Origin of the sequence: Comamonas thiooxydans, assembly GCF_000964545.1 — a bacterium.
Classification (GTDB): domain Bacteria; phylum Pseudomonadota; class Gammaproteobacteria; order Burkholderiales; family Burkholderiaceae_C; genus Comamonas; species Comamonas thiooxydans.
The window spans coordinates 291,586-316,200 of record NZ_BBVD01000004.1 but is presented as its reverse complement, the minus strand read 5'-3'; the positions used below and the strand labels follow the sequence as shown (position 1 = coordinate 316,200).

The 24,615-nt window shown below is 63.7% G+C and carries 21 protein-coding genes; 11 read left to right on the top strand and 10 right to left on the bottom strand.

The window, feature by feature from the left end:
* Positions 1-7: 7 nt before the first annotated feature.
* Positions 8-2,710 (top strand): GGDEF and EAL domain-containing protein, encoded by a 2,703-nt coding sequence (locus tag Cth01_RS06680; RefSeq protein WP_045838797.1) that lies wholly within the window; start codon positions 8-10, stop codon positions 2,708-2,710.
* A 25-nt stretch (positions 2,711-2,735) separates the two neighbouring features.
* Here Cth01_RS06680 and Cth01_RS06675 read toward each other — a convergent pair whose 3' ends face one another.
* Positions 2,736-3,632 carry a ChaN family lipoprotein gene (locus Cth01_RS06675; protein WP_045838796.1) on the bottom strand — a complete coding sequence of 299 codons (897 nt, stop codon included), beginning with the start codon at positions 3,630-3,632 and terminating at the stop codon, positions 2,736-2,738.
* Positions 3,633-3,779: 147 nt separating this feature from the next.
* Between Cth01_RS06675 and Cth01_RS06670 the strand changes: the two genes are divergently transcribed.
* Both Cth01_RS06670 and Cth01_RS06665 read left to right on the top strand, forming a co-directional pair.
* Positions 3,780-4,880: an AbrB family transcriptional regulator gene (locus Cth01_RS06670; RefSeq protein ID WP_045838795.1), complete on the top strand. Its 1,101-nt coding sequence runs from the start codon at positions 3,780-3,782 to the stop codon at positions 4,878-4,880.
* 32 nt (positions 4,881-4,912) lie between these two features.
* Positions 4,913-5,122 carry a hypothetical protein gene (locus Cth01_RS06665; protein WP_231905886.1) on the top strand — a complete coding sequence of 70 codons (210 nt, stop codon included), beginning with the start codon at positions 4,913-4,915 and terminating at the stop codon, positions 5,120-5,122.
* Positions 5,123-5,206: 84 nt separating this feature from the next.
* Here Cth01_RS06665 and Cth01_RS06660 read toward each other — a convergent pair whose 3' ends face one another.
* The 3 genes from Cth01_RS06660 to Cth01_RS06650 form a co-directional block, all read right to left on the bottom strand.
* A complete protein-coding gene (locus tag Cth01_RS06660; protein ID WP_003068569.1) occupies positions 5,207-5,506 on the bottom strand; it encodes a BTH_I0359 family protein in 300 nt (99 codons plus the stop codon).
* Positions 5,507-5,790: 284 nt separating this feature from the next.
* Entirely contained in the window at positions 5,791-6,942 is a 1,152-nt protein-coding gene (locus Cth01_RS06655) for a DUF3108 domain-containing protein (protein WP_045838793.1), read from the bottom strand.
* Between the two features lie 25 nt (positions 6,943-6,967).
* Entirely contained in the window at positions 6,968-7,759 is a 792-nt protein-coding gene (locus Cth01_RS06650; RefSeq protein ID WP_034354893.1) for an IclR family transcriptional regulator, read from the bottom strand.
* 109 nt (positions 7,760-7,868) lie between these two features.
* Here Cth01_RS06650 and Cth01_RS06645 point away from each other — a divergent pair, with 109 nt between their 5' ends.
* From Cth01_RS06645 to Cth01_RS06635, 3 genes are all read left to right on the top strand, one after another.
* A complete protein-coding gene (locus tag Cth01_RS06645; RefSeq protein WP_045838792.1) occupies positions 7,869-8,939 on the top strand; it encodes a fumarylacetoacetate hydrolase family protein in 1,071 nt (356 codons plus the stop codon).
* Positions 8,940-8,963: 24 nt separating this feature from the next.
* The gene (locus Cth01_RS06640; protein WP_045838860.1) at positions 8,964-9,998 is read left to right on the top strand and encodes a TraB/GumN family protein; all 1,035 of its coding nucleotides are present in this window, start codon (positions 8,964-8,966) and stop codon (positions 9,996-9,998) included.
* Positions 9,999-10,096: 98 nt separating this feature from the next.
* Entirely contained in the window at positions 10,097-11,071 is a 975-nt protein-coding gene (locus Cth01_RS06635; RefSeq protein WP_003068579.1) for a Bug family tripartite tricarboxylate transporter substrate binding protein, read from the top strand.
* Between the two features lie 110 nt (positions 11,072-11,181).
* On the opposite strand, the gene Cth01_RS06630 is transcribed toward Cth01_RS06635, so the two are convergent.
* Positions 11,182-12,084, bottom strand: a complete 903-nt coding sequence (locus Cth01_RS06630; protein ID WP_034354888.1) for a LysR family transcriptional regulator — start codon at positions 12,082-12,084, stop codon at positions 11,182-11,184.
* Between the two features lie 178 nt (positions 12,085-12,262).
* On the opposite strand from Cth01_RS06630, the gene Cth01_RS06625 reads away from it, so the two are divergent.
* From Cth01_RS06625 to Cth01_RS06605, 5 genes are all read left to right on the top strand, one after another.
* Positions 12,263-12,982: a pirin family protein gene (locus Cth01_RS06625; protein ID WP_045838791.1), complete on the top strand. Its 720-nt coding sequence runs from the start codon at positions 12,263-12,265 to the stop codon at positions 12,980-12,982.
* A 71-nt stretch (positions 12,983-13,053) separates the two neighbouring features.
* Positions 13,054-13,731 carry an isochorismatase family protein gene (locus Cth01_RS06620; RefSeq protein WP_045838790.1) on the top strand — a complete coding sequence of 226 codons (678 nt, stop codon included), beginning with the start codon at positions 13,054-13,056 and terminating at the stop codon, positions 13,729-13,731.
* Between the two features lie 151 nt (positions 13,732-13,882).
* The gene (locus Cth01_RS06615; RefSeq protein ID WP_045838789.1) at positions 13,883-15,772 is read left to right on the top strand and encodes an amidohydrolase; all 1,890 of its coding nucleotides are present in this window, start codon (positions 13,883-13,885) and stop codon (positions 15,770-15,772) included.
* A 1-nt stretch (position 15,773) separates the two neighbouring features.
* A complete protein-coding gene (locus Cth01_RS06610; RefSeq protein ID WP_045838788.1) occupies positions 15,774-15,992 on the top strand; it encodes a hypothetical protein in 219 nt (72 codons plus the stop codon).
* The gene (locus tag Cth01_RS06605) at positions 15,982-17,607 is read left to right on the top strand and encodes an MFS transporter (RefSeq protein WP_045838787.1); all 1,626 of its coding nucleotides are present in this window, start codon (positions 15,982-15,984) and stop codon (positions 17,605-17,607) included. Before Cth01_RS06610 ends, Cth01_RS06605 begins: the two co-directional genes overlap by 11 nt.
* A gap of 95 nt (positions 17,608-17,702) precedes the next feature.
* On the opposite strand, the gene Cth01_RS06600 is transcribed toward Cth01_RS06605, so the two are convergent.
* The 5 genes from Cth01_RS06600 to Cth01_RS06580 form a co-directional block, all read right to left on the bottom strand.
* The gene (locus Cth01_RS06600) at positions 17,703-18,248 is read right to left on the bottom strand and encodes a RidA family protein (protein ID WP_082085641.1); all 546 of its coding nucleotides are present in this window, start codon (positions 18,246-18,248) and stop codon (positions 17,703-17,705) included.
* An 18-nt stretch (positions 18,249-18,266) separates the two neighbouring features.
* Positions 18,267-18,764, bottom strand: coding sequence for a c-type cytochrome (locus Cth01_RS06595; protein ID WP_034404445.1), 498 nt, complete (start codon positions 18,762-18,764; stop codon positions 18,267-18,269).
* Between the two features lie 30 nt (positions 18,765-18,794).
* Positions 18,795-20,390 carry a flavin monoamine oxidase family protein gene (locus tag Cth01_RS06590; RefSeq protein ID WP_034391271.1) on the bottom strand — a complete coding sequence of 532 codons (1,596 nt, stop codon included), beginning with the start codon at positions 20,388-20,390 and terminating at the stop codon, positions 18,795-18,797.
* A 304-nt stretch (positions 20,391-20,694) separates the two neighbouring features.
* Entirely contained in the window at positions 20,695-22,254 is a 1,560-nt protein-coding gene (locus tag Cth01_RS06585) for a sensor domain-containing diguanylate cyclase (protein WP_003068601.1), read from the bottom strand.
* Positions 22,255-22,449: 195 nt separating this feature from the next.
* Positions 22,450-24,513 carry a molybdopterin-containing oxidoreductase family protein gene (locus tag Cth01_RS06580; RefSeq protein ID WP_045838786.1) on the bottom strand — a complete coding sequence of 688 codons (2,064 nt, stop codon included), beginning with the start codon at positions 24,511-24,513 and terminating at the stop codon, positions 22,450-22,452.
* Positions 24,514-24,615: the final 102 nt, after the last annotated feature.

Below are 24,615 nucleotides of genomic sequence, written 5' to 3'. Positions count from 1 at the left end.
GAAATTCATGAAAAGCGAGGAGGGGCATTCTGCGCTCACATCCTGGGTGATTGTCACCCTCTATTTGTGCGTGGGGATGCTTTGGTTGGGGGCGCAGGCGGGCGTGCTCGGCTATTTTGATGTATCGCTGAATCGACAGTCTCTGCGTTGGCAGATAGGCCTGTTCATTGTTTGGTTGCTGGCGACAGCGCTGATTGCACTTTGGTTCATGCAGCGCAAGGCGCGCGCCGACCAGCGTGGCCGGGAGACGGCGCAGGAGCTGGAGCTGGTGGTGCGCCACGCACCGGCCGGTATGGCTCGCGTGCATGTGGGCGGTGCAGAGATTGTCTGGGCCAATGCCAAGCTGGCGGGTTGGCTGGGCTGCAGCGTCGAGTCGCTGCGCGGTCAGGATTTTCGTGTTCTGGTGCCTGTGAATGACCAGGACGACGTTGCTCTGCAGCTGCAGCGCCTGCTGGACGGCAGCACCGATTACTTCCAGGTGTTGCGCCAATGCGTGAATGCCGGCACCGGAAAGGTTACGCCCGTGCTGTGCACCACCAGCCGCGTGGCGGCTTCGGGTGTGGACGGGCCGGTGGCCCTGGTCTGCGTGCTGCAGGATCTCAGCGAGATGGTGAGTGCGCGCAATGCCATGATGCGCAGCGAGACCATGCTGCGCCTGGCGCTGGAGGGCAGCGGCAACGGCGTGTGGGAGTGGGACGCGCTTGAGCAGCGGCTGAACTTCTCCACGGGCATGAGTGCCTTGCTGCGCTATCAGGGCCAGGATCTGGCCCGCGAGTTCGATTTCCATCAGCGCCTGCACCCCGAAGATGCCGCAGGTGCGCGCGCCCAGGCCGAGCAGGCGCTGGAGCAGGGCAGCATGCTGGTGCTGACGGCACGTCTGCTGTGCTTTGACGGTCTGTATCGCTGGTTCCGCGCACGCGGCCAGGCTTACAAGGATGAGAGCGGACGCCTGATACGGATCTCGGGCCTGCTCTCCGACCAGACTGCGAGTCGCGAGGCCGACGAGCGCAGCCGCCTGGCTTCCACGGTGGTGGACAACACCATCGAGGGCGTGGTGGTGACCGATGCACACAGCCGAATTCTCTCGGTCAACCACGCGTTCACGAAGCTGCTGGGCTTCAGCGAAGCGGAAATGCTGGGCAAGACGCCGCGCATGTTCAAGTCCGGCCGACATGACAAGGCTTTCTACGACGCCATGTGGGCCAGCATGCATGCCACAGGGCACTGGCAGGGCGAAATCTGGAATCGGCGCAAGAATGGAGAGGTCTTTCCCGAGCGCATGTCGCTGAGCGCGGTCAAGGATGCCAACGACAAGGTGACGCATTACGTCTGCATGTTCACCGATATCTCGGCCGAGAAGGCGCGCGAGCAGCAACTGGAGTTTCTGGCCCATCGCGACACCTTGACCGGTCTGCCCAACCGCTCTCAATTCACGCGCATGCTGGGCGAGGCGGTGGAGTTGAGTCAGAGCACCAACCGTCGCATGGCCGTGCTGCTGTTCAATATCGACCGCTTCAAGGACGTGAACGACAGCTATGGCCACTCCATCGGCGACGAGGTGCTCAGGCATGTGTCTGTGCAGATGCAGGGTGCTTTGCGGCACGGCGACATCATTGGCCGCCTGGCGGGCGATGAAATCTGCGTGGTGGCGCAATCCATTTGCGGTCGCGACAGCGCGGTGGACGTGGCCGAGCGCCTGATGGCCGCAGCCGGCCAGCCCTGGACCACGCCGGATGGCCTCTCGGTGGTGGTCAGCGTCAGCGCAGGCATCTGTCTGTATCCCGACCATGCATTGACAGCCGACGATCTGCTGCAGGGCGCTCATGCAGCGGTGTATGGCGCCAAGGCCAGAGGCTCCAATGCCTGGTGCTTCTTCCATGAGAACATGACCCAGGCCGCCCGCGAGCGTCTGGCGCTGGAGGCGCGCCTGCGCCGTGCGCTGGAGCTGGGCCATATGCGTCTGTATTACCAGCCACAGATTGAGCTGGCGACGGGGCGACTGGTGGGGGCTGAAGCCTTGTTGCGCTGGCTGGACCCGGAGGAAGGCCTGATCTCGCCGGCCCGTTTCATTCCCGTGGCGGAAAACTCGGGTGTCATCGGCCCGCTGGGCCTGTGGGTGCTGGGTGAGGCCTGTCGTCAGGGTCAGCAATGGCGCGCCGCCGGACTGCCCGATCTGGCGATTGCGGTCAATGTCTCGCTGCACCAGTTTTTGCTGACCGATATTGCCGGGGCTACGGCCGAAGCGCTCAACAAATCGGGTTTTCCGGCCAGTCTGCTGGAGCTGGAAATCACCGAAAGCGCACTGGCCGAAAAGCCCGAAGAGGCGTTGGCCGTGCTCAACCGCCTGCGCGAGCTGGGCCTGCGCCTGGCCATCGATGACTTTGGCACCGGCTATTCCTCGCTGGCGCACCTCAAGCGTTTTCCGCTCGATCTGCTCAAGATCGACCAGGGCTTTATCCGCGACATTCCGCACAGCGCGGACGATATGACCATCAGCAGCTCGGTCATTGCCCTGGGTCATGCCATGGGTCTGAAGGTCCTGGCCGAAGGCGTGGAAACCCAGGAGCAGCTGAGCTTCCTGCAGCAAAAAGGCTGTGACTACTTTCAGGGCTATTTCTGCAGCCGGCCCTTGCCGGCCGAGGACTTCACGCGCCTGCTGGAAAAGACGCGTGAGGGGCAGCCGCTGGTGGCTGTCGCGACCGCGGGCTGAGGGTCACCAGCGTTGCAGCAACCCGTCAGGGCTTGGGCGCAGGTCTGTTCTTCCACTGTTCGCGCAGTTGGCTGCACTGGTCTTCGGAGGCGTTGCCCTCTAGTGTTAGCAGCTTGTCTGCCTTCATGGCGATAGCTGTCTGAGCCTTGTCTGATCGGGCTATCGCCACCTTTTGCTTGAAATCGCCGGGCAGCCAGGTCGGCACGCCGATATCGCTGCGCACATGGCCGCGGCCCGCCACCAGCAGCACGCTTTTGCCGGGCTGGCCCAGTTCGCGCACCGCTGTTTCAGTCACTCTGGCCATGGATTCATCACGGGCCAGCTGAATTCGGGCCATGGGCGCGAACTGCGATTCGGGCAGCAGGCCGCAGTGGCCGTCCTTGATGGCGTCGAGCTGCAGCTGCCAGCCAGCAGCCGGCAGGTGTCCGTCGTAGCGGGACTCGCCCATGGCCTGCTTCATCCGGACACGTGGCAGATTGCCACCGAGCACGGGCACGCCGGCTTTCACGGCAGCCATCACCACCGGGCCATAGTCTTGCCAGGGCCAGCCGCCCGGGCCGCCGCCCTGAGCCCATTGCAGAGCAGTTTTCACCTCCTCATCGCTGGCCGATGCGGGCAGGCTCCGGGTGCTGCCGCCTGCGGGGGCCATCTCGACCACCAGGGCTGCGAGCCTGCCTTGCGCTGCCAGGTGGCGCACGGTAGCGGCTTCCCACTGATGATGGGCGATCTGGTCATGCTGCTCGCCGAGCAGAATGGCCGGTGTTCCGGCCCACTGCCCCAGTGTCTGCTGCCATTCGGTGTCGGAGGTCAACTGAGTTCTTTGATGGGCACAGCCACCCAGCAGCAGGGCGCTGGCTAGAGCTGTCAAGGCCAAAGGATTGAAACGCTGGCGCGGCTGCGCCGCAGAAATGAAAGTCCACATATGAGCTGATTGCGTTCGTCTGAGACGGGGCATGGCTTCGTAGCTGTAGATTTCGTACCGGCTTTGCCCACCGAGTTTTGCCGCGATACTGCGGGGCATTGCCCCTGTCGCGCGCCCATTGTCGTGCCTTGCCGGATTCCCGTGCACATGTCCGTATTGCTTCCTCCCGTGTTTCTGGCCCGTGTGGCCGCTACTTTGCTGCTGGCCTGGCTGGCAGCCCAGCTCTGTCTGGTGCTGCATACGCCGCTGCCCTGGATGCTGGGTCCGCTGATTTCCGTCTCCCTGCTATCGATTGGCGGGGCGCCCACCCAAAGCTGGGCCAGGCTGCGCGATCTGGGGCAGTGGACGATAGGTGGCGCTCTGGGCCTGTACTTCACGCCTGCGGTGACCGAGCTGGTCGCCGGTCTGTGGTGGGCGATTGCGCTGGCCATTGCCTGGGCCCTGTTGCTGGGCTGGGTCTTCGGGCGCTGGCTGTATCGCGTCCAGGCCCCCTCCATGCTGGCGCAACCGGACATGGATGAAGAGCGCTTGCGCGCCACGACCTATTTCTCGGGGGCGATAGGTGCAGCCTCGGAGATGACGCTGCTGGCCGAGCGCGAGCATGCGCGCACAGATCTGGTGGCGGCGGCGCACAGCCTGCGGCTGGTGATAGTGACGGTGAGCATTCCCTTTGCACTGCAATGGTCGGGACTGCAGGGCGACCCGGGCCTGACGCTGCCCAGCGTGCGCACCGTGCAATGGCCAGGCTTTGCCTGGCTGGTGCTGGCCACCGGCGCCGGGGCATTGCTGATGCTCAGGCTCAGGCGTGCCAATCCCTGGTTTCTGGGGGCGCTGGCCGTATCCATGGGCTTGACCATGGCAGGCCTGGAGCTGTCCGCCGTGCCGCAATGGCTGATGAACGCCGCCCAGCTGGTGATCGGCGTCAGCCTGGGGGTGCGCTTTCGACGTGATTTCCTGCACACGGCGCCGCGCTGGCTGGGCATGGTGGCGCTGGGTACCGTGGGGTTGATGGCAGTCTGCGCCGGTTTTGCCTGGCTGCTGCACTGGGCCACTGGTCTGCCCTGGGTGACCTTGCTGCTGGGCACATCGCCGGGCGGCATTACCGAGATGGCCATCACCGCCAAGGTCCTGCAACTGGGCGTGCCCGTGGTCACGGCCTTTCAGGTCTGCCGGCTGATTGCCGTGCTGCTGCTGGTAGCGCCGCTGTACCGATGGCTGAACAGAGCACTGCCAGGAGCGAGGCCATGATCCGCGGTAGGCGAAAGTCCTGGAAGTCAGTCTTGATCCTCAGCGCATGCGCCGGCTTTGTGATGGCCGGGCTTCTGATGTGGATGGCCTGGGAGCACAACCCCCAGTGCGAGATTCACTGCGCAGAGCAAGGCATTGACTGGGGCTACTGGCTGGCGCTGGGTGCGGCAGGGGGGCTGCTGGGCTTTTTTGGCTGCATGCTGAGTGCCTGCGTGTTGATGCTGTTGTGCAGAAAGTCATAGCGGATCGCGCTTTTCCGGTAAGCACTAGAGTGTGTTTTCAGGCATCAAAAAAGCCACTCTTTCGAGTGGCTTTTTGCAAGGTGTTCAGTGAATGATTACCGGCTGCTGGGCCAGGCCCGTGTAGGTGTCGAGAATTTCCTCCACCTCCTCCTCGGTGGGGGCATCCTGCTGCCAGGCGAGGATCTGCTTCTGGAACATTTCGGCCCAGGAACCATCCAGATACACCTCCTTGCCCGAACGCTTGTCCACGATTTCGAAGCCGTGGCGCGGCAGTTGATGGGCTTGCTCGGTCTCGGCCTTGGCTTTGCCTGCCGGAACGTCTGCCTCCATATCGGGACGCAGATGGAGCACCGCAAAGGATTCAGAGTCGTAAAGCATTTGCATGGTGTTCCTCCTTTCACTTCCGTTATGAGCATGCCTGCCATGGATATGGCGACAGGGTGCCGCATTTCAAGGTGGAAATGCCTGCTCTTGGCACTTGGGCACAGTATTCCATGGATTTGGCATGGTTGTGGGCAACTGGCTTTCCCGATCTGTAGTAGGCAAGTCCTTGAATGGTGCGACAGCGTTCAGCCCGAGCCGATGCAGGTGGCAGGCCTTGGCTGGGAGGTGAGTAAGCGCTTTGGGCGCGGTGCTCCCGGGGTTTACGCCAGGGGGCGACATGGAGGCTATTGCGGCGCGGACAGATATTTCCTGAGCTGCAGGTCGACAAAGTCGTCCTGTCCCTGAGTGAGCTTGATGCGCACGGGCAGGTATTGCATGGACGGAGCCAGCCAGACCGATCCGCGCTGGTCGCTGCTGCTTTTGCCGGGCAGCTTGTCCAGGCGCAGCGCCATGACGCCGCCAAATGGCAGCTCCAGCGCCTCGCTGGCACCCACGCGGAACTGCCAGCGCACGGCCGAGCGTGCGCTGCTGGTAGTCAGCTCTATCAGCGTGCCTGGCGGGTATTTATCGGGGGCGGCAGCCATCAGGGCCGAGAGCTGTAGAAACACGCTGAGGCGGTCCTGCACGCCATCGCCGATGGCCGCATCGGTCTGGCCGCCGCTGTAGTGTGCCTTGCCACTGGCCACATCAAAGGCGGCGGACTGGGTTTTTCGCCCCTTGTCGCTGAAGTTGAGCGGTTGCAGGCCCTTGGGTGTGATCAGCCCCTCGCTGGTCTGGGCGCGCTCGCCGAGCAAGAACATGCTGATCGACTGCCTGGCCTGGTAATACTGGCCGTCATGCTGCCATTGCAGCTGGGCGCCGGCCGAGTATTGAAAACCCTTGACCTGACCCGAGGCATTGAACTCCAGCGTGGCGGAGTTGGGCAGGGTGACGGGCAGCACAGAGTCAGGTGGCAGCGGCGCGCTGCCTGCGGGCGTGACCTGGATGGGGCGGGCCGTGTCGGCACCATTGGCTTCGGGAGGCTCGGCCATGGGCTCGGGAGCCGGCTCTGCTGCAGCAGCGGGCAGCTCTGTATTGGCGGGTGCTTCTGTTCCAGGAGTTTCTTGCGTTTGTGGTTCCTGGACTGGAGGCGGATTTGGCTCTGATTCCTGCTCGTCCGGGACGGGGGCAGGCACGGGAGCAGGAGCCGGCGCCCGGGGTGAGGCCTGGGGTCTGGGCGCCGGGGCTGGAGCCGGTTTGGGCGCTGCGGGTGCAGGCGGCGGAGGAGGGGGCGCCTGCAGCATGCGCGTCTCCATCACGATCTGGTCGGCCGCCGCTTTGTCCGGCGGGCTTAGTTCGGGCAGGCCCCAGAGCAACAGCCCATGGGCTGCCAGCACCAAGCCGGTGATGGGCAGCAGTGTCTTGCGTGCTTGGCTTGTCTGAGGGGAGCGGCCCATGAGCGTGATTCTGAGATTGCAGGTTTCAGTGGTTGGGATCGGCGCGCCAGCCCAGATCGCTGGAAAGCTGGCGGGCGGCCGCCTGCAGTGGCGCATCTATGGCTCCACCATAGTCCGGGTCGAAAGTCGCCAGCGAGCCCAGGGTCATCAGCCCCAGCACGATATGGCCGGATGCATCGAAGACCGGCACGCAAAAGGCCACGATGCCCGGCAGCACGGTGTCGACCACGCGGGCCGTGCCGCGCGCACGGACTTCGGCCAGCATGTCCGCAACGGCCTCTTCGGTCTGGGGCAGGTCCTGGCGCCTGGCCTTGCGCGCACGTTCGATCTCGGGCTCCAGCAACGCGGCCGTCGCCTCGCGCGGCAGCCAGGCACCGAAGCAGCGCCCTGTGGCCGAGGCCAGCATGGGCATGACGTCGCCCAGGCGCAGATTGGCAGTGACGGACTGCGCCGATTCCTCCCAATGCACGATGGTCGGGCCATGGTTGCCCCAGACGGCAATGGCCAGCGTGTGGTTGAGAGTCTCGAGCAGCGCCGGAATGCGCTCCCGCGCCAGACGCACCGGGTCGAGGCGGGCCAGGGAGGCCAGGCCGATCTTGAGCGCCGCAGGGCCCAGGTCGTAGCGCGAATTGCGCTCGTCCTGCGCCACCAGGCCGATGCGCTGAAAGCTCACCAGATAGCGGTGCGCCTTGGCGGCACTCATGCCGGCGGCGGCGGCGACATCCTTGAGCATCAGCGGGCCGCTGGCCTGCGCCAGCGCTTCGATGAGGGAGAAACCCACTTCGACCGACTGAATCCCTGCGCGTTCCTTTTCCATTGCAATAGAATCGTGTTTTGTTTAGTTAAATCAATTTAACCAATCGTAATTTTGGCTAGCGTTGTCAGGCATTGTGCCAGCACCGCTGCCGTGAGCAGAGGGACAGAGAATGAAACTGGCAACCTACAAGGATGGCTCGCGCGACGGGCAACTGGTCGTGGTCTCGCGTGACCTGAGCCAGGCCTGCTATGCCACCGGTATTGCCAGCCGCATGCAGCAGGTGCTGGACGACTGGAGCTATATGGCCCCCCAGCTGCAGGATCTGTCGCACGAACTCAATCATGGCAAGGCCCGCCACGCGTTTCCCTTCGATCCCCAGCGCTGCATGGCACCGCTGCCACGAGCTTATCAGTGGGCGGATGGCTCGGCCTATATCAACCATGTGGAGTTGGTGCGCAAGGCGCGCAATGCCGAGGTGCCGGCCAACTTCTACACCGACCCGTTGATGTACCAGGGCGGCAGCGATGATTTCATCGGCCCCTGCGACGATGTGATCGTGCCCAGCGCGGCCATGGGCATAGACTTCGAGGCAGAGATTGCCGTCGTCACCGGCGATGTGCCCATGGGCACGGATGCCAAGGATGCGCTGGACGGCGTTCGTCTCGTCATGCTGGCCAATGACGTGAGCCTGCGCAATCTGATACCTGGCGAACTGGCCAAGGGTTTCGGCTTTTTCCAGAGCAAGCCCGCCACGGCCTTCAGCCCTGTGGCCGTGACACTTGACGAGCTGGGCGATGCCTGGAAGGGCGGTCGTCTGCATCTGACGCTGCAGAGCACCTGGAACGGCCGCAAGGTCGGCATGTGCGATGCGGGCGAGGAGATGACTTTTCACTTCGGCCAGCTGATCGCCCATATCGCCAAGACCCGCAATGTGCGCGCCGGCTCCATCGTGGGCAGCGGCACGGTGAGCAACAAGGGCGTGGAGACCGGCAGCGGCAAGAACAAGCGCGTGGAATGGCCCAAGGGCTATAGCTGCATCGCCGAAAAGCGCTGCATAGAGACCATTCAGGACGGCGCACCCAAGACCGAGTTCATGCAGTTCGGCGACACCATCCGCATCGAGATGAAGGGCAAGGACGGCCAGAGCATCTTCGGCGCCATCGACCAGAACATTGCGCCGCCCGGCGGCAGCAAGGATGACTTGCCCGAAGCTCAGCCTCTGGACAGCTCTGAAGACTAAGCCCTCGTTGCTGCCGCCATGCCCATGTCAAGTCTGAATCTCTCGCGCTGGATTTCGCCTCTGAAGGTCGTGTCGGCCATAGCGTTCGCTTTGTTGACGGGCCTGTCCATGGCGGCAGAGCCTGCCGCCGAACCTGCAGTCAGTTGTCCGCCGCCGTTCAGTCCGCCAACGCCGGCCGAAGTGCAGGCCATGGCCCCCCAGATGCAGGACAGAGGCCTGCTCTGGCGCGTGCAGGACGGCGAGCGCACCAGCTGGCTTTACGGCACTTTGCATGTGGGCAAGCGGGAGTGGATCTTGCCCGGCCGCACCATCTTGCGTGCCATGGTTGCGACGGATTTGCTGGCGCTGGAGCTGGATGTGCTGAATCCGCAGGTCATGCAGCAGTTGATCGACGGCTTCCAGGCCCGTGTCGACGCCCCTGCGCTGCCCGCAGATCTGGACGCCCGGCTGGCGCAGCAGCGCAAGCGAGCCTGTGCCGAGCATCTGAGCGTGCAACGTCCGGACGCCCAACTGCTGGGACTGGTCAGCCAGCTGGGCCGCAAGCATGGGCTGATGGTCGAATTCGGCGCCGATCTGCAGCTGGCGAGCCTGGCCGGTGCCGTGCGCAAGCCTGTGCTGGGGCTGGAGTCGGCGCAGATCCAGCTCGAGGAGCTGCTTTCCGACGATCCCTTGGAGGTACAGGAAAGCGTGCGCGATGGGCTGGAGCAGCTCGAAGATCCCAAGTCCCCGGAAATCCTGCAACAGCTGGCGAACATCTGGGCAAGCGGCAACGAAAAACAGCTGGAGAACTATGCCGACTGGTGCGACTGCATCAAGACCGAGCGTGACCGGCTCAAGTACGCGCGCCTCATGGATGGACGCAATCCGGGTATGGCAGACGGCATTGTGCGTCAGCTCCAGCAGGGCAAGACCGTGTTTGCCGCCGTGGGAGCGCTGCACATGGTCGGGCCCAAGGGCCTGCCCGAGCTGCTGCGTCAGAAAGGCTATCAGGTCGAGCGCGTGAGCTTCAAACTGCCACCCATACAGAAATCAGAGTCAAAACCGATTCAAACCGAATAGAGACAAGCGCAGGCAGCTATCAATTAATAGAAAAGGCCGCCTGGCGGGGTCTAAAAATCATTCCACAACCCCCTACATCACCCTCAAGGAGACAAACGATGGATCGTCGTCAATTCCTGGCTGCCGTGGCAGCCAGCTCGGCTGCTGCCGCATCCCCCTTTGCCATGGCGCAGGACTGGCCCGCCAACCCTGTGCGCTGGGTCGTTCCCTACCCACCCGGAGGCGGCACCGATGTGCTGGCCCGCACGGTGGCCGAATCCATGCGCAAGACGCTGAACCAGACCATCGTGGTGGACAACCGTCCCGGTGCCTCGACGAATATCGGCGGCCAGCTCGTTGCCGCGGCCAAGCCCGATGGCTACACCATCATGTCGGCCGACAACGCCATCCTGGCGTTCAACGAGCACCTGTTCAGCAAGCTGCCCTTCAGCCCCGACAAGGATTTCACCTATGTGGGCGGCATCAGCCGCTTCCCCATGGCGCTGGTGGTCAACCCTGCGTTCGAAGCCAAGGATTTCAAGGAATTCCTGGCCTATGCCAAGGCCAACCCCGGCAAGCTCAACTACGCCTCGCCCGGCAATGGCTCGCCTCACCATCTGGCCATGGAGCTGTTCAAGAACCGCACCGGCACCAGTCTGACCCATATCCCCTACAAGGGTGCCGCGCCCGCGCTGGCCGATGTGATGGGCGGCCAGGTGCCTTGCATGTTCCTGGATCTGGCATCGGGCCTGCCCGTGATCCAGTCCGGCAAGGTGCGGGCCCTGGCCATAGGCACGGCCAAGCGCGTGCCCAATCTGCCCAATGTGCCCACGCTGGCCGAACTGGGTCTCAAGGATTCCGAGGTCTATGCCTTCCAAGGCATTCTGGGTCCCAAGGGCTTGCCGCCAGCCATCGTGCAGCGTCTCAACGCAGACCTGCAAAAAGCCCTCAAGGACCCTGACGTGGTCAAGCGCATGGCCGACTTCGGCATGGAAGCCCTGCCTGGCACGCCCGAGCAGTTCCACCAGCTGGCGCGCACCGAAGCCAAGCGCTGGGGTGAGGTCATCAAGGCGGCCGGCGTGAAGCTGGACTGATCGCCTCTTTCCTGAGCTTCGCGAGGTTCTGGGCATGGCTTGAGCCGTTGCCGCAGACCTCGTCGGCTTGCATCGTAGCGGCCCTGCCACCTTGAGTTGCAGGGCCGTTTTCAGTAGGGAAGTATGCCGGGCAGCAGTGGGCGGCTCAGGCGCTCGCGCCACCATTGCTGGGCCCGGCCGGGGGCATCGCTGCGCCAGGCCAGCCAGAAGGTTTCGGGCGGTCGCGGTTCTTCCACCGCCAGTTCTACCAGTACCCCGGTCTCCAGCTCCACACGCACGCATGCGCGTGGCACAAAGCCGTGGCCCAGGCCGGCGGCCTGGCAGGCTATCTTGGCCTGCATATCGGGCACGGTGATGCGCCGCTGACCGGTGAGCAGGCCCACGGTGCGGTCGGTCAGCGAACGGGCGCCGTCGCCCACCACCACGGCGGTGTGCTCCAGCAGGTCGGCGCGCGCCAGCGGACGGCCAAGACGCGCCAGCGGGTGGCTGGCAGTCACGCAGAACACGAAATCGAGCTGGCCCACGGCCACGGCCTTGTGGCCGCCACCGGCCGGACCCTCGCCCGCCGCCACGATCAGGTCGGCCCGGCCTTCGCGCAAGGCTTCCCAGGTGCCCGTCAGGGTCTCGCTGCCGATGCGCAGCCGCGTGCCGCTGTTCAGCGCCTCGAATGCCTGGATGTCGGCGCCGAAGGCGCTCGTGGGGATCAGCGAGTCGTGCACCAGGCGGACCTCGGTCTCGAATCCTGTGGCGATCTGGCGCAGTCGCGACTCGAGCTGACGCGCAGCTGCCAGCAGCCAGCGCCCTTCCTTGAGCAATTCCTCGCCCGCAGGCGTGAGACTGACACGTGGGCCGTTGCGCACAAACAGGTTCAGACCCAGCTGTTCCTCGAGCTTGGACACGGCATAGGAGATGGTCGAAGGTACTTTGTGCAGGCGCTCCGCCGCACCTGCAAACGAGCCATGGCGCGCAATGGTGTCCACCAGTTCTATGGCTTCCAGAGAGAGTTTGAGCATATTGGGTGTGCCTAAAAAACAATCATCGAAATTATCGATGATTGAGAAGATTTTCTTTCAGCATAACCGCATATCAGGCCGCGGATACTTCATTCATCGCCACACGGAATGCAGCAGAACAAGGCAGACAGGCCTGCTGCAGCAAGTGTGAATACCATCGATTGTTAAGGGGATAGAAATGCTTGAAGTTCGCCAATCCAACCACCGCGGCCGTGCCAACCATGGCTGGCTGCAATCGCGCCACACCTTCTCCTTCGGCCATTACCGCGACGCCAACCAGCAAGGTTTTTCGGATCTGCTGGTCATCAATGACGACCATGTGTCCCCCGGTCAGGGCTTCGGTACCCACGGCCACCGCGACATGGAAATCTTCTCCTATGTGCTCGACGGCGCCCTGGAGCACAAGGACTCCATGGGCACGGGCTCGGTGATCCGTCCTGGCGATGTGCAGATGATGAGCGCCGGCACCGGAGTGGAGCACAGCGAATTCAACCACTCGGCCCAGGACCCGGTGCACTTTCTGCAGATCTGGATCGTGCCCGCCGAACGCGGCGCCGCTCCACGCTATCAGCAGGTCCATGTGGACGATGCCGACAAGCGCGGCCGCCTGCGCCTGATCATTGCCCCCGAAGGCCGGGACGGCACGTTGGCCGTGCGCCAGGACGCCCGGGTCTATGCCGGCCTGTTCGATGGCGCTGAATCCGCCGAACTCGATGTGGGCACCGACCGCCATGTCTATGTGCATGTGGCCCGCGGCAGCCTCAGCGTGAACGGAGAGCGCCTGTCCGAAGGCGACGGAGCCCGCATCCGCAACGCCGGGGCTCTGCGCTTCGATCAGGGCGAGCAGGCCGAGGTGCTGGTCTTTGACCTGCGCCCCCGTGAACTGCCTAGCTTGTAAGTGCCAGTTTCCATTCGGCTTTCCTGTTTTTTCCGCAGCCTCGCTCTCACCTTTTACCCAAGAGTTTCACCATGACCAACGCCAATGCCTCCATCGCCCGTCCCGTCGCCGTCGCCAAGCCCGGTGCCAAGCTGCTCAACCCCCATGACCACACGCTGATCATGATCGACTTCCAGTCGCAGATGGCTTTTGCCACGCACTCCATCGATCCCGTGCAACTGCGCTCCAACGCGGCCCTGGTTGCTTCGGCCGCAGCCGGCTTCGGTGCCTCTACCATCCTGACCACAGTGGCCGAAAAAAGCTTCTCCGGGCCCATGTTCGAGGAAGTGACCGCGCCTTTTCCCGGCCAGACCCTGCTGGACCGCACATCGATGAATACCTGGGAAGACGAGGCTGTGATCCGGAAGGTCAACGAGATCGGCAAGCCTCGCATCGTGCTGGCCGGCCTGTGGACCAGCGTGTGCATCGTCGGACCGGCCCTGTCGGCGCTGGATCAGGGTTTTGAGGTCTTCGTGATCGCCGATGCCTGCGGCGACATTTCCACCGAAGCCCATAACCGTGCCATGGAGCGCATGGTGCAGGCCGGCGCCCAGCCCATCACGTCGCTGCAGTACCTGCTGGAAATGCAGCGTGACTGGGCCCGCGCCGAGACCTATGACATGACCACGGGCATCGCCAAGAAGCTGGGTGGCGGCTACGGCATCGGCATCACCTACGCCAAGACCATGTTCGGCGCCCACGAAGGCTAAAAAGAGCACATCATCTTTCTACTGCGCAGACCGATCTCGCACCCGCGATTCTCGCCGTACGCATGTACGGATGCGGTCCTCAATGCGACCTTGGTCTGCTCGCCAAGAAATCTGGCGCACTCTTCGCGCCGCTGAACGACCGGAGACCTCCATGACCCAGCCCTCCACCCCCGATCTGATCCTGTTCAACGGCCGCTTCACCACGCTGGACCGCAGCAAGCCCACGGCCACGGCCGTGGCTGTAAGCAAGGGGCGCTTCAGCGCCGTCGGCAGCGACCGCGAAGTCCTGCTCCTGGCCGGCTCGCAGACCAAACGCATCGATCTGGGCGGACGCAGCGTGCTGCCGGGTCTGATCGACAACCACCTGCATCTGATCCGTGGTGGCCTGAACTTCAACATGGAGCTGCGCTGGGACGGCGTGAAGAGCCTGGCCGATGCCATGGCCATGCTCAAGGCCCAGGTGGACGTGACCCCTGCGCCCCAGTGGGTGCGTGTGGTGGGCGGCTTCAGCGAGCACCAGTTCGTGGAAAAGCGCCTGCCCACGCTGGCCGAGCTCAATGCCGTGGCACCCGACACCCCGGTCTTCATCCTGCACTTGTATGACCGTGCCCTGCTCAACGCCGCTGCCCTGCGCGCCGTGGGCTACACCAAGGACACGCCCGAGCCGCCCGGTGGCCAGATCCTGCGCGACAGCGCCGGCAACCCCACGGGCCTGCTGCTGGCCAAACCCAATGCTTCCATACTCTATGCCACGTTGGCCAAGGGCCCCAAGCTGCCGCGCGACTACCAGCTCAACTCGACACGCCACTTCATGCGCGAACTCAACCGGCTGGGCGTGACCGGTGCCATCGACGCTGGCGGCGGCATGCAGAACTACCCCGACGACTACGACGTGATCCAGGAGCTGGCCGATGCCGACCAGCTCACCATCCGCCTGGCCTACAACCTGTTCACGCAAAAGCCCAAGGAAGAGAAGGACGACTTTCTGCGCTGGACCTCCACCTCGCAGTACAAGCAGGGCACAGACTACTTCCGCCACAACGGCGCGGGCGAGATGCTGGTGTTCTCGGCCGCCGACTTCGAGGACTTCCGCCAGCCCCAGCCCGAGCTGGCGCCAGGCATGGAGGGCGAGCTCGAAGAAGTGGTGCGCATCCTGGCACAGAACCGCTGGCCCTGGCGCATGCACGCCACCTACGACGAGACCATCGATCGCGCGCTCGATGTGTTCGAGAAGGTCAATGAAGACATTCCCCTGGCCGGTCTGAACTGGTTCTTCGACCACGCCGAAACCATCTCCGAGAAGTCCATCGACCGCATCGCGGCCCTGGGCGGAGGCGTGGCCGTGCAGCACCGCATGGCCTACCAGGGCGAATACTTCGTCGAGCGCTATGGCGCGGCTGCGGCCGAAGCCACACCGCCTGTCAAGCGCATGCTGGAAAAAGGCGTGAACGTGTCTGCCGGCACCGACGCCACCCGCGTTGCCAGCTACAACCCCTGGGTCTCGCTGTCATGGCTCGTCACGGGCAAGACCGTGGGTGGCCTGCAGCTCACGCCTCAGCGCAATTGCCTCACCCGCGACCAGGCCTTGCGCATGTGGACCGAAAACGTCACCTGGTTCAGCAACGAACAGGGCAAGAAGGGCCGCATCCAGGTGGGCCAGCTGGCCGACCTCATCGTTCCTGATCGCGATTTCTTCGCCTGCCCCGAGTCCGACATCGCCGACACCTCGGCCCTGCTCACCGTGGTGGGCGGCAAGGTGGTCTACGGCGCTGGTGCCTTCGCCGACCTCGATGAGTCGGCCCCGCCCCTGGCCATGCCCGACTGGTCGCCCGTGCGCACCTTCAAGGGCTATGGCGCCTGGGGTGTGCAGGAGGCTGCGCCGCTGCAGTCCGTGATGCGCAACGCGGCAGCAAACTGCGGCTGCGCCATTAGCTGCAACATGCATGGCCATGCCCACGCCACGGCCTGGAGCAGCAAGCTGCCCGTGGCCGATCTCAAGGGCTTCTGGGGCGCCCTGGGCTGCGCCTGCTGGGCGGTGTGAGATGGGCGAGACGCTGCATGCCGCAGCCACCGCCCCCTGGGTGCAGCCGCTGGCCCTCGCCGGTTTCACGGTGCTGGCGGCCTTGCTGGCCGACCGCTTCCGGGCAGCGCCGCAGGCCGAGCGCCAGCGTGCTGCCAACGCATTTTTTGAACACTGGGGCCTGGTCGGCGGCATGTTGCTCGTCGCCTGGCACGATCTAGGAGACTCCCATGCCGGATAACCAAAAAACCGCCTCGGGCAGCTTCGCGCCCCTGGCCATTCCCGTCTTTGCAGTGCTGTGGGCCGCCACGGTGCTGGGCAATATCGGCAGCTTCATGCGCGATGTGGCCAGCGCCTGGATGGTGACCGAGCTCTCGTCCAGCCCCACGGCCGTGGCCCTGATCCAGACGGCGGCCACGCTGCCAGTCTTTCTGCTGGCCATCCCGGCCGGCGTGCTGTCCGACATCCTGGACCGCCGTCGTTTCCTCATCGGCGTGCAGGTGTTGCTGGGCGCCGTCAGCGGCACGCTGCTGGTGCTTGCCCAGACCAACACCCTCACGGTGGAATACCTGGTGGCTCTGACCTTTGTGGGCGGCATTGGCGCCGCCCTCATGGGACCGACCTGGCAGTCCATCGTGCCCGAGCTGGTGCCGCGCAGCGAACTCAAGAGCGCCGTGGCCCTGAACTCCCTGGGCATCAACATCGCCCGTGCCATCGGCCCGGCTGCCGGCGGCCTGCTGCTGGCCAGCTTCGGCGCCGCGGCGGCCTACGGCCTTGATGTGCTGAGCTATGTGTTCGTGATCGCCGCCCTCATCTGGTGGAAGCGTCCCAAGGCCGAGGCTTCGGCACTCAACGAGCAGTTCTTCGGCGCCTTCCGGGCCGGTGTGCGCTATGCCCGTGCCAGCCGCGAGCTGCATGTGGTGTTGCTGCGCGCCGCTGTGTTTTTCCTGTTCGCCAGCTCGGTCTGGGCCCTGCTGCCCCTGGTGGCGCGGCGCATGCTGGGCGGCACGGCCGGCTTTTATGGCGTGATGCTGGGCGCTGTGGGCGCCGGAGCCATCCTGGGCGCCGTGCTGCTGCCCAAGCTGCGCAAGCGTCTCGATACCGACGGTCTGGTGTTGCTGGCTTCTGTGGTTACGGCCTTGGTCATGGGCATGCTGACCCTTGCGCCGCCCCAGTGGGCTGCCGTGGCGCTGATGCTGGTGCTGGGCCTGGGCTGGATTGTTGCGCTGACCACACTCAACGGTGTGGCCCAGGCGGTGCTGCCCAACTGGGTGCGCGGCCGGGGTCTTGCCATCTACCTGATGGTATTCAACGGTGCCATGGCCCTTGGCAGCCTGGGCTGGGGCCTGATTGCCGGCCAGCTGGGCCTGCCGGTCACGCTGCTGATCGGAGCCCTGGGTCTGGTGCTGGTGTCCCTGGTCTTTCACCGCGTCAAGCTGCCAGCTGGTGAGGCGGATCTGCAACCGTCCAACCACTGGCCCGAGCCCCTGCTGGCAGAACCCGTGGCTCATGATCGTGGCCCGGTCATGATTCAGATCGAATACCGCATTGCCCACGAAGATTTGGCCGCTTTTTTCCAGGCCATGCAGCAAGTGGCCCAGGAGCGCCGTCGCGATGGGGCTTATGCCTGGGGCGTGGCCGAACACACCGGCGAGCCCGGTCGAGTGATTGAGTGGTTCCTGGTTGAATCCTGGGCTGAGCACTTGCGCCAGCATGGTCGTGTGTCCAAGGCCGATGCCGATCTGCAGGCCGCCGCTTTGCGCTACCACCAGGGGCCGGACAGGCCCCTGGTTCACCATTTCCTGGCCCTGGATGCGCGCAGCGCCCAGCAGGGAACGGGTTCCCCCGCCCAATGAGCGGCGCTGGAATCGGCATTCATCGCTGACGGGACAGGCGATGAATGCGACCCGGTTTATTTTTCCAGGGGCTGGAGCAGAGGTCGGTGCATCACTTACTTGGCGGGCTTGGCGGCACGCACTGCCACGACCTCGATTTCCACATACCAGGCCGGGTTGGCCAGGGCTGCAATCTGGAAGGCCGAGCGTGCGGGCAGGTTGGGCTGGGTAGCCGTGCCAAAGAACTGGGTGTAGCCACGCATGAAGCCGGCAAAGTCCATCTTGTTGCCCTTGGCGGGGTCGGCCACCAGGAAGACCTGCATCTTCACCACATCGCTCATGCCGAGATTCATGCTCTTGAGCTGCTCTTCCAGGCCCTTGAGGATGGCCATGGTCTGGCCTTCAGTGTCGCCGCCATAGGCAGCAGGATCAGTGGCGGGCTTGGATTTGTCCACCACGGGCGGCACCTTGCCCGAGAGGTAGACAGTGCGGGCATCGGTGGGAATTTCCACGGCTGCGGCGATGGGAAAGGTCGAGCCCGGTGTCTTGTAACGCAGGACATCGCCACCGCCGGAGGTGGTGGCTGCGCAGCCGGTGAGCAGGACTGCAGCGCCCAGCAGGGCGGCGGTGGTGGCGGTCTTGAAGATGGATGGAACGTTCATGTGATCTCCTGAATGGATTTATGGGGTGACGCGAAAGGGTTTGACGTCGGCGGCAGACAGCTTGTCCGGGTACTGATTGCCGAAGTTGCTGCGCACATAGTTCACGACGTCGGCAATCTGCTCGTCGGACAGCTTGCTGGCAAAGGATGGCATGCCGTGCAGGCCGTTCATGACGACCGAGGTCGGGTAGGCGGCGGCTGCCAGCTTGGGGTTGGAGGCCAGCGCGGGGTAGAAGCCGGCGCCCTTGGCGCCTTCGCCCTTGACCATGTGGCATCCCTGGCAGATGGCCTGGTACAGGGTCTCTCCGCCGCTCTGGCTGAAGCGTGGACGGACCGCAGAGAAGTTCTGCATCAGCGCCTGGGTATCGGCGGGCGAGATGGAAAGAACGGCGGCAGACTGCAGCGTTTGCAGGTTTTTCACATCCTGGGTTTTCATGCCCTGTGATTGGGCCAGGACGGCGCCGGAGAGACCCAGGGCCAGGGCGAAAGCGGAGCAAAGACGGTGCAATGTGTGCATGGTGAAGTTCCTTGTTGCAGACATGGGCGATCAGAGGCTGGAGGCCTTGGCGTGCAGACGCTGGATGGCGTCCAGCGAAGACAGCACGGCACCTTCCTGCCAGGCGGGGATGTACGAGACATGCTCGCCCGCGAGCACTAGGCGACCGTCGATCTGGGCCAGATCCTTGTAGTGCTGCTCGCGCAGCGCATCGGTCCAGTTGCCGAAGCAGCCGTTGATCCAGGGCATGCGATGCCAGGCTACCGACACACCGTTGAGGAACTCCTGCTTGTACTGCGGATGAATCTGCGCGCCGTACTCCAGCGCCAGACGAATGCGCTCGGCCGGCTTGAGCGAGGAGAAGCGGTAGCTGTTGGAGTTCTCGAAGGCATAGGCGCCCAGCAGCACGGCGGGGCCGTTGCCCATATAGCCGGTGGAGGGGTAGGAGATCTGCTGAATCGGCAGATCGGTGTAGCTGATGCCGCCGTAGATGCGCTCGTCCTCTTCCCAGAAGCGGCGCTTGAACTCCAGACCGACCTTCATGGAGCTGCCGTAGGGCACGGCAGCAATCGCGTTTTGCATGGCGCTGCTGGCCTGCACTTCGATCTGGCTCAGGATGGACAGCGGAATCGTGCACACGCACCAGTCGGCGCGGGCCTGCAGTGTGGCGCCGGGCTTGAGGGCGTCCACATAGTCCACGGTCACGCCCTTGTCGTTCTGGGCGATCTTGGTGACCTTGGCGTTGTAGCGTATGGCCGAGCCCAGATCGCGCGCCATGGCCTGGGCCAGCATGTCCATGCCGCCTTCGGGCTGGAAGATGGCGCTGTGGAATTCGTAGATATTACCCACGCCCATCTGGCGCCACAAATTGGATTCGAGCAGCTCGTGCAGGCCCATGGGCGTCGACGGTTTGGCCTGCGCCATCAGGCCGCCGCCGGGGTCGATGTCGTAGCCACGGAAATCGCTGACCGCATTGCTGGCGCGGTAGCGGTACTCCTTGTCCAGCACGCCCCAGGCCTTGAGGCTCTCCAGCAGGCGTTCCTTGTCTTCCCGGCTGACGCTCTGGTCCAGCGCGCCCTGATTGGTAGCCTTGGACAGCAGCTCGGCCACATGACCGTAGACATCGGTCTGCACATGGCGAAAGCGCTGGGGCTTGCCAGCCAGGGCCTTGCTGTTGTGCAGATAGGCGTTGTAGTTGACCTGGTTAAAGGCTTCGAGCTTGATGCCGAAGCGCTTGTAGTAGTCCAGCATCGCATGGTGGTGGTAGGGCACGCGCCAGGGGCCGGGGTTGAAGTAGTTGCCCTTGGCAAAGCCCACTTTCTGGCGTGTACCGTCGAGTTCGCTGAACTCATCGCCGCTGCGCAGCGTCCAGCAGCGGCCGCCGGCGCGACTCTGGTATTCAAGCAACTGCACCTTGTAACCCGCCGCGCGCAACTCGTGGGCTGCCACCATGCCTGCCAGGCCCGCGCCCAGCACCAGAACCGACGCGCCAGGTCTGGCGTTGCCGAGCTTGACCGGACCGCTGTAATGCGACTCGGCGGCGTAGCCCAGTGAACTCATGGCTTGGTACATGGCACTGCCGCCCGCGACCTTTCCGATCATCGAGAGCAGTTGTCTGCGACTGACATGCTTGCTTGGCTCTGGCATCTGAAATTCCTTTGCTGTTGTGTATTCCGCTGTCCATCCGGGGTTGCGGGGCAAGGGTTTTCAGCAAGAGCTGTGCCAGGTCAGAGGGCTCAAGGCATTAGTTCAATGAAATCAGTTACTTGTTATGGAATTCAGATCAATTTGCGCTCAATCCTTTTAACGCTTGTGGTGCAAGCTCACTAATTTGAAGCGTCATTGGCCAAATTGGTGCAACGGAGTCACACAATAAGCTGCAAAAAAAGCGTATCGGCTGTGACAGCGGATACGCCTTGAGTGTGGGAGCGGAACTACGGTGCTGCCGGGCTCAGAGCTCGCTGGGAGGCTCGCAGGCCTTACTGACCATGACACGATTGCGTCCACCCCGCTTGGCGGCATAGAGCATGGCATCGGCCTGCTGGAAGACGGCCTTGATATCGGGATCGCTGTCGGGCCAGTGGGCCACGCCCAGCGAGATGGTGATATGGCCCACTGGCGGTATCTCCATTTTCTCGACCAGCTGACGCAGGCGCTCGGCGGCATGGGCGGCGGCCTCCAGCCCCGTGCCGGGCAGCAGCAGCAGAAACTCCTCGCCACCCACGCGGCAGGGCAGGTCATCGACACGCGAGACCTCGCGCATGGTGCGTGCGAGCTGTCTGAGTACCTCGTCGCCTGTGTCGTGGCCAAAACCGTCGTTGATATGCTTGAAGTGGTCGATGTCGATGGCAATCACCGAGAACGGCAGCGCTTGCGTCTGAAAGGCGCTGATGGCTGCCTCCAGATGGCGGCGATTGCCCAGCCCGGTCAACGGATCGGTGTTCACGTCCTCGCGCAGCTTGGTGATATTGCGTTGCAGCAGGCCCAGGCCCTTGAGCATGGCTTTCTTGAGTTCGTAGGACTCGAAGTACCAGGACTTGACGGCCTGGATGTTCTGCGCCGTCTCGGGCTTGTCCATATCGTGAGCGCCATTGGCGAGCTGGCGCAGCGGGCTGGCAATGCGGCGCGCGCTCCACCAGATGACCACCAGCATCAGCAGGGCGATGGGCAGGGTCTTGTAGAGCACGGAGCGCATCAGCTTGTTGAGCGGGGCCAGCGTGGCCGCCTTGGGGCGCTGGGCCACAATGCCCCATCCCGAGGCATGGATGACGGCATAGCCGGCCAGCATTTCCACTCCCTTGCTGTTGACGACTGGCGCCGTACCCGACTCGCCTCGGATCACGGCGTTGATGACATCGTTGTTGATCACCTGATCGCCGATACGGTGGTTGTCGGGGTGATAGATGATGTGCTTGTTCTGGTCCACCACATAGACATAGGTGCCATCCTGGTAGAAGTGCGAGCCCAGCAGGGTGTCGAGGATGCTGTCTTCCTTGAGGTAGATGCTGCCGCCTACCGCTCCCAGGAATTCGCCCTGAGGGTCGAAAATGGGCTGCGAGACAAAGACGATGTAGTTGCCGGCCGTGGACATATAGGGCTGGCTGATGACGGGCCCGCGAGTGCTCAATGTCTGTGTCACTCCGGCGCTTTGCAGCGTCTTGCCCTTGATCTGCAGGGTTTCGGGCGATGTCGCCAGCACATAGCCCGTTGGGTCGATGATGGTGACGGAGTTGAAGCTCTTGGTTTGCAGGCGCAGACGTGTGGCCTCCTTGGCCAGATAGTCCACGTCATCCATGTGCGCGCCCATCAGATTGGCGCTGTATTCCAGCTGCTGCAGGGCGGACTGCAGAAAATCATCCGTGCTCTGCGCCAGCTTGGTCGCATAGGCATGGTGACCTTCGAGCGTGTTGTCTATCAGCTGCTGGCGCTGCACCAGATAGCCGGCATAGAAGGTGTTGAGAAACGGGATCAGCGCGCTGCAGATGGTCAGGACCAGGATCAGTCGACGCAAATCAAGCCGGTTAGGCGCAAGCCGGCGGTGCCAGGGGAGAGATTTCTTCACAGATGATGTCGCGAGAGCAGGGCGGCTCTGCGCTGTACCTGTGTGCTCTGACAGGCTCAGACCCCGGCCGCATATTCATTGAGTGTCTGCATTATGGTTGCTCGCGCCGTGGCCCTGCTCATGGTCAACCACAATGCAGCGGTGTCAGGCTGACAACTCCTTGAACTTTTCCACCTGTACCGCGCAGTCGTAGAAGCAGGGCGCTCGGCCAATATCGGTGAGCTGCTGATGCGTCAGCTCGTTCACATTCGTTCCGTTGGCTCCCTGCTTGCGCCACCAGATGCCCAGGCCCACCACCACGCCGGCGCGAGCGCGGCCGTTGACGGCGGCGTGGCAGACATGCTCGCCGCGCTGGTTGAAGACGCGTAACCGGTCACCGTCGGCAATGCCGCGCGCAGCTGCGTCATCGGGGTGCATCTCCAGCAGCGGGCGCTCTTCCATGCGGGACAGACTGGCTATATTGGCAAAGCTGCTGTTGAGGAAGTTGCGTGCCGGCGGCGAGATCATGGCCAGCGGGTAGGCGGCCGTGGGCGGCTCGTAATTGGGCAGGTAGTCGGGCAGGGTGTTGATGCCCAGCCGCGCCAGGGCTGGGTTGTCGAATTCGCATTTGCCCGAAGGCGTGGCAAAGCCACCTTCGGCAAATGGCGCATCGGGCAGCGGAATATGGGCAAAGCCCCGTTGCAGAAGGTCGTCGAAATCAATCGCAGTATGTGTAACTGCTGCACGGCATAGAGCTTCGTCGGACTCCGAGAAACATGCCGCAGCAAAAGCGGGGTCCAGCCGGGCCATATGCATGGCCAGATCGCGAAAGATCTGCGCGTTGCTGCGTGCCTGGCCCTGGGGCTCGATCGCGGGGCGATTCAGCAGCACATCGGTATGGCCGTAGCTGCCGTGGACGTCCCAATGCTCTAGCTGCGTGGTGGCGGGCAGCACATAATCGGCATGGTCTGCGGTGTCGGTCAAGAAATGCTCAAGCACCACGGTGAACAGATCTTCGCGCGCAAAGCCCGCAGCCACCTTGGCCGACTCTGGCGCCACCGCCACGGGATTGCTGTTATAGACCACGACGGCTTCCACCTTGGGGCCGAAGCCGGCATCGCCCCCATGCAGCAGCACATCGCCAATCTGGCTCATGTTCAGCGTGCGTGGGCGACGCTCGCCCAGCAGCTGGGGCATTTGCAGATCTGCGCGCTTGAACGGCGAGACCCCCGAGGCGGACAGCAGCAGCCCGCCAGCACGGTGGCGCCAGGCGCCGGCAAGAGCCGGCAAACAGGCCACGGCGCGCACGGCATTGCCGCCGCCGCGCGCCCGCTGCATACCGTAATTGAGGCGAATGGCCGCTGGTCTGGTCGTGCCGTAATCACGTGCCAAGGACTGAATCTGTTCCACGCTCAGGCCACAGACACTGGCCGCGCGTTCGGGTGGCCATTGCAATGCTCTGGCCCTGAGTGCCTCCCAGCCGAGGGTGTGTTGGGCGATGTAGTCGTGGTCCAGCCAGTCGTGCACGATCAGCTCGTGCATCAGCGCCAATGCCAGTGCCGCATCGGTGCCGGGCAGCAGTTGCAGGTGTTCCTGGCATTTGTCGGCGGTCTCGCTCTTGCGCGGGTCTATGCAGATCAGCTTGGCGCCCTGGCGCTTGGCTTCCTGTGCATAGCGCCAGAAATGAAGATTGCTGGCAATGCTGTTGCTGCCCCAGATCAGGATCAGCTTGCTTTCGGCAAAGAACTCCACACGCATGCCCAGCTTGCCGCCATAGGTAGCGGTCAGCGCCTCGCTGCCGGCACTGGCGCAGATGGTGCGATCCAGCAGGCTGGAGCCCAACTGGTGAAAAAACCGTCGGTCCATGCTCTCGCTCTGCACCAGTCCCATGGTGCCGGCATAGCTGTAGGGCAGTATGGCTTCGGGCGCGCGCCGGGCAATCCCGTGCAGGCGCTGGGCAATATCGCTCAGGGCTTCTTCCCAGCTCACGGGGGTGAACTGGCCGCTGCCTTTGGGGCCGCTGCGCTTGAGCGGCTGCAGTACTCGCCCGGCGTGGTAGGTGCGCTCGGTGTACTTGCTGACCTTGGCGCAGAGCACGCCGCCCGTGTGAGCGTGCTCTGCATTGCCTTGCACCTTGGTGGCCGTGCCATCGATCACCGTGGTGACCAGAGCGCAGGTGTCCGGGCAGTCATGCGGGCAGGCGCCGCGTACTTGAACGATATGAGGCATGTCGTGGGCTCGAAAAATCTGGACCGGTTTGCGGCTGAAGACCGTTTTGTGGGCCTATTATGCGGCGCGCATCCATGTCAAGAAACCTGAGATGCAAGACCC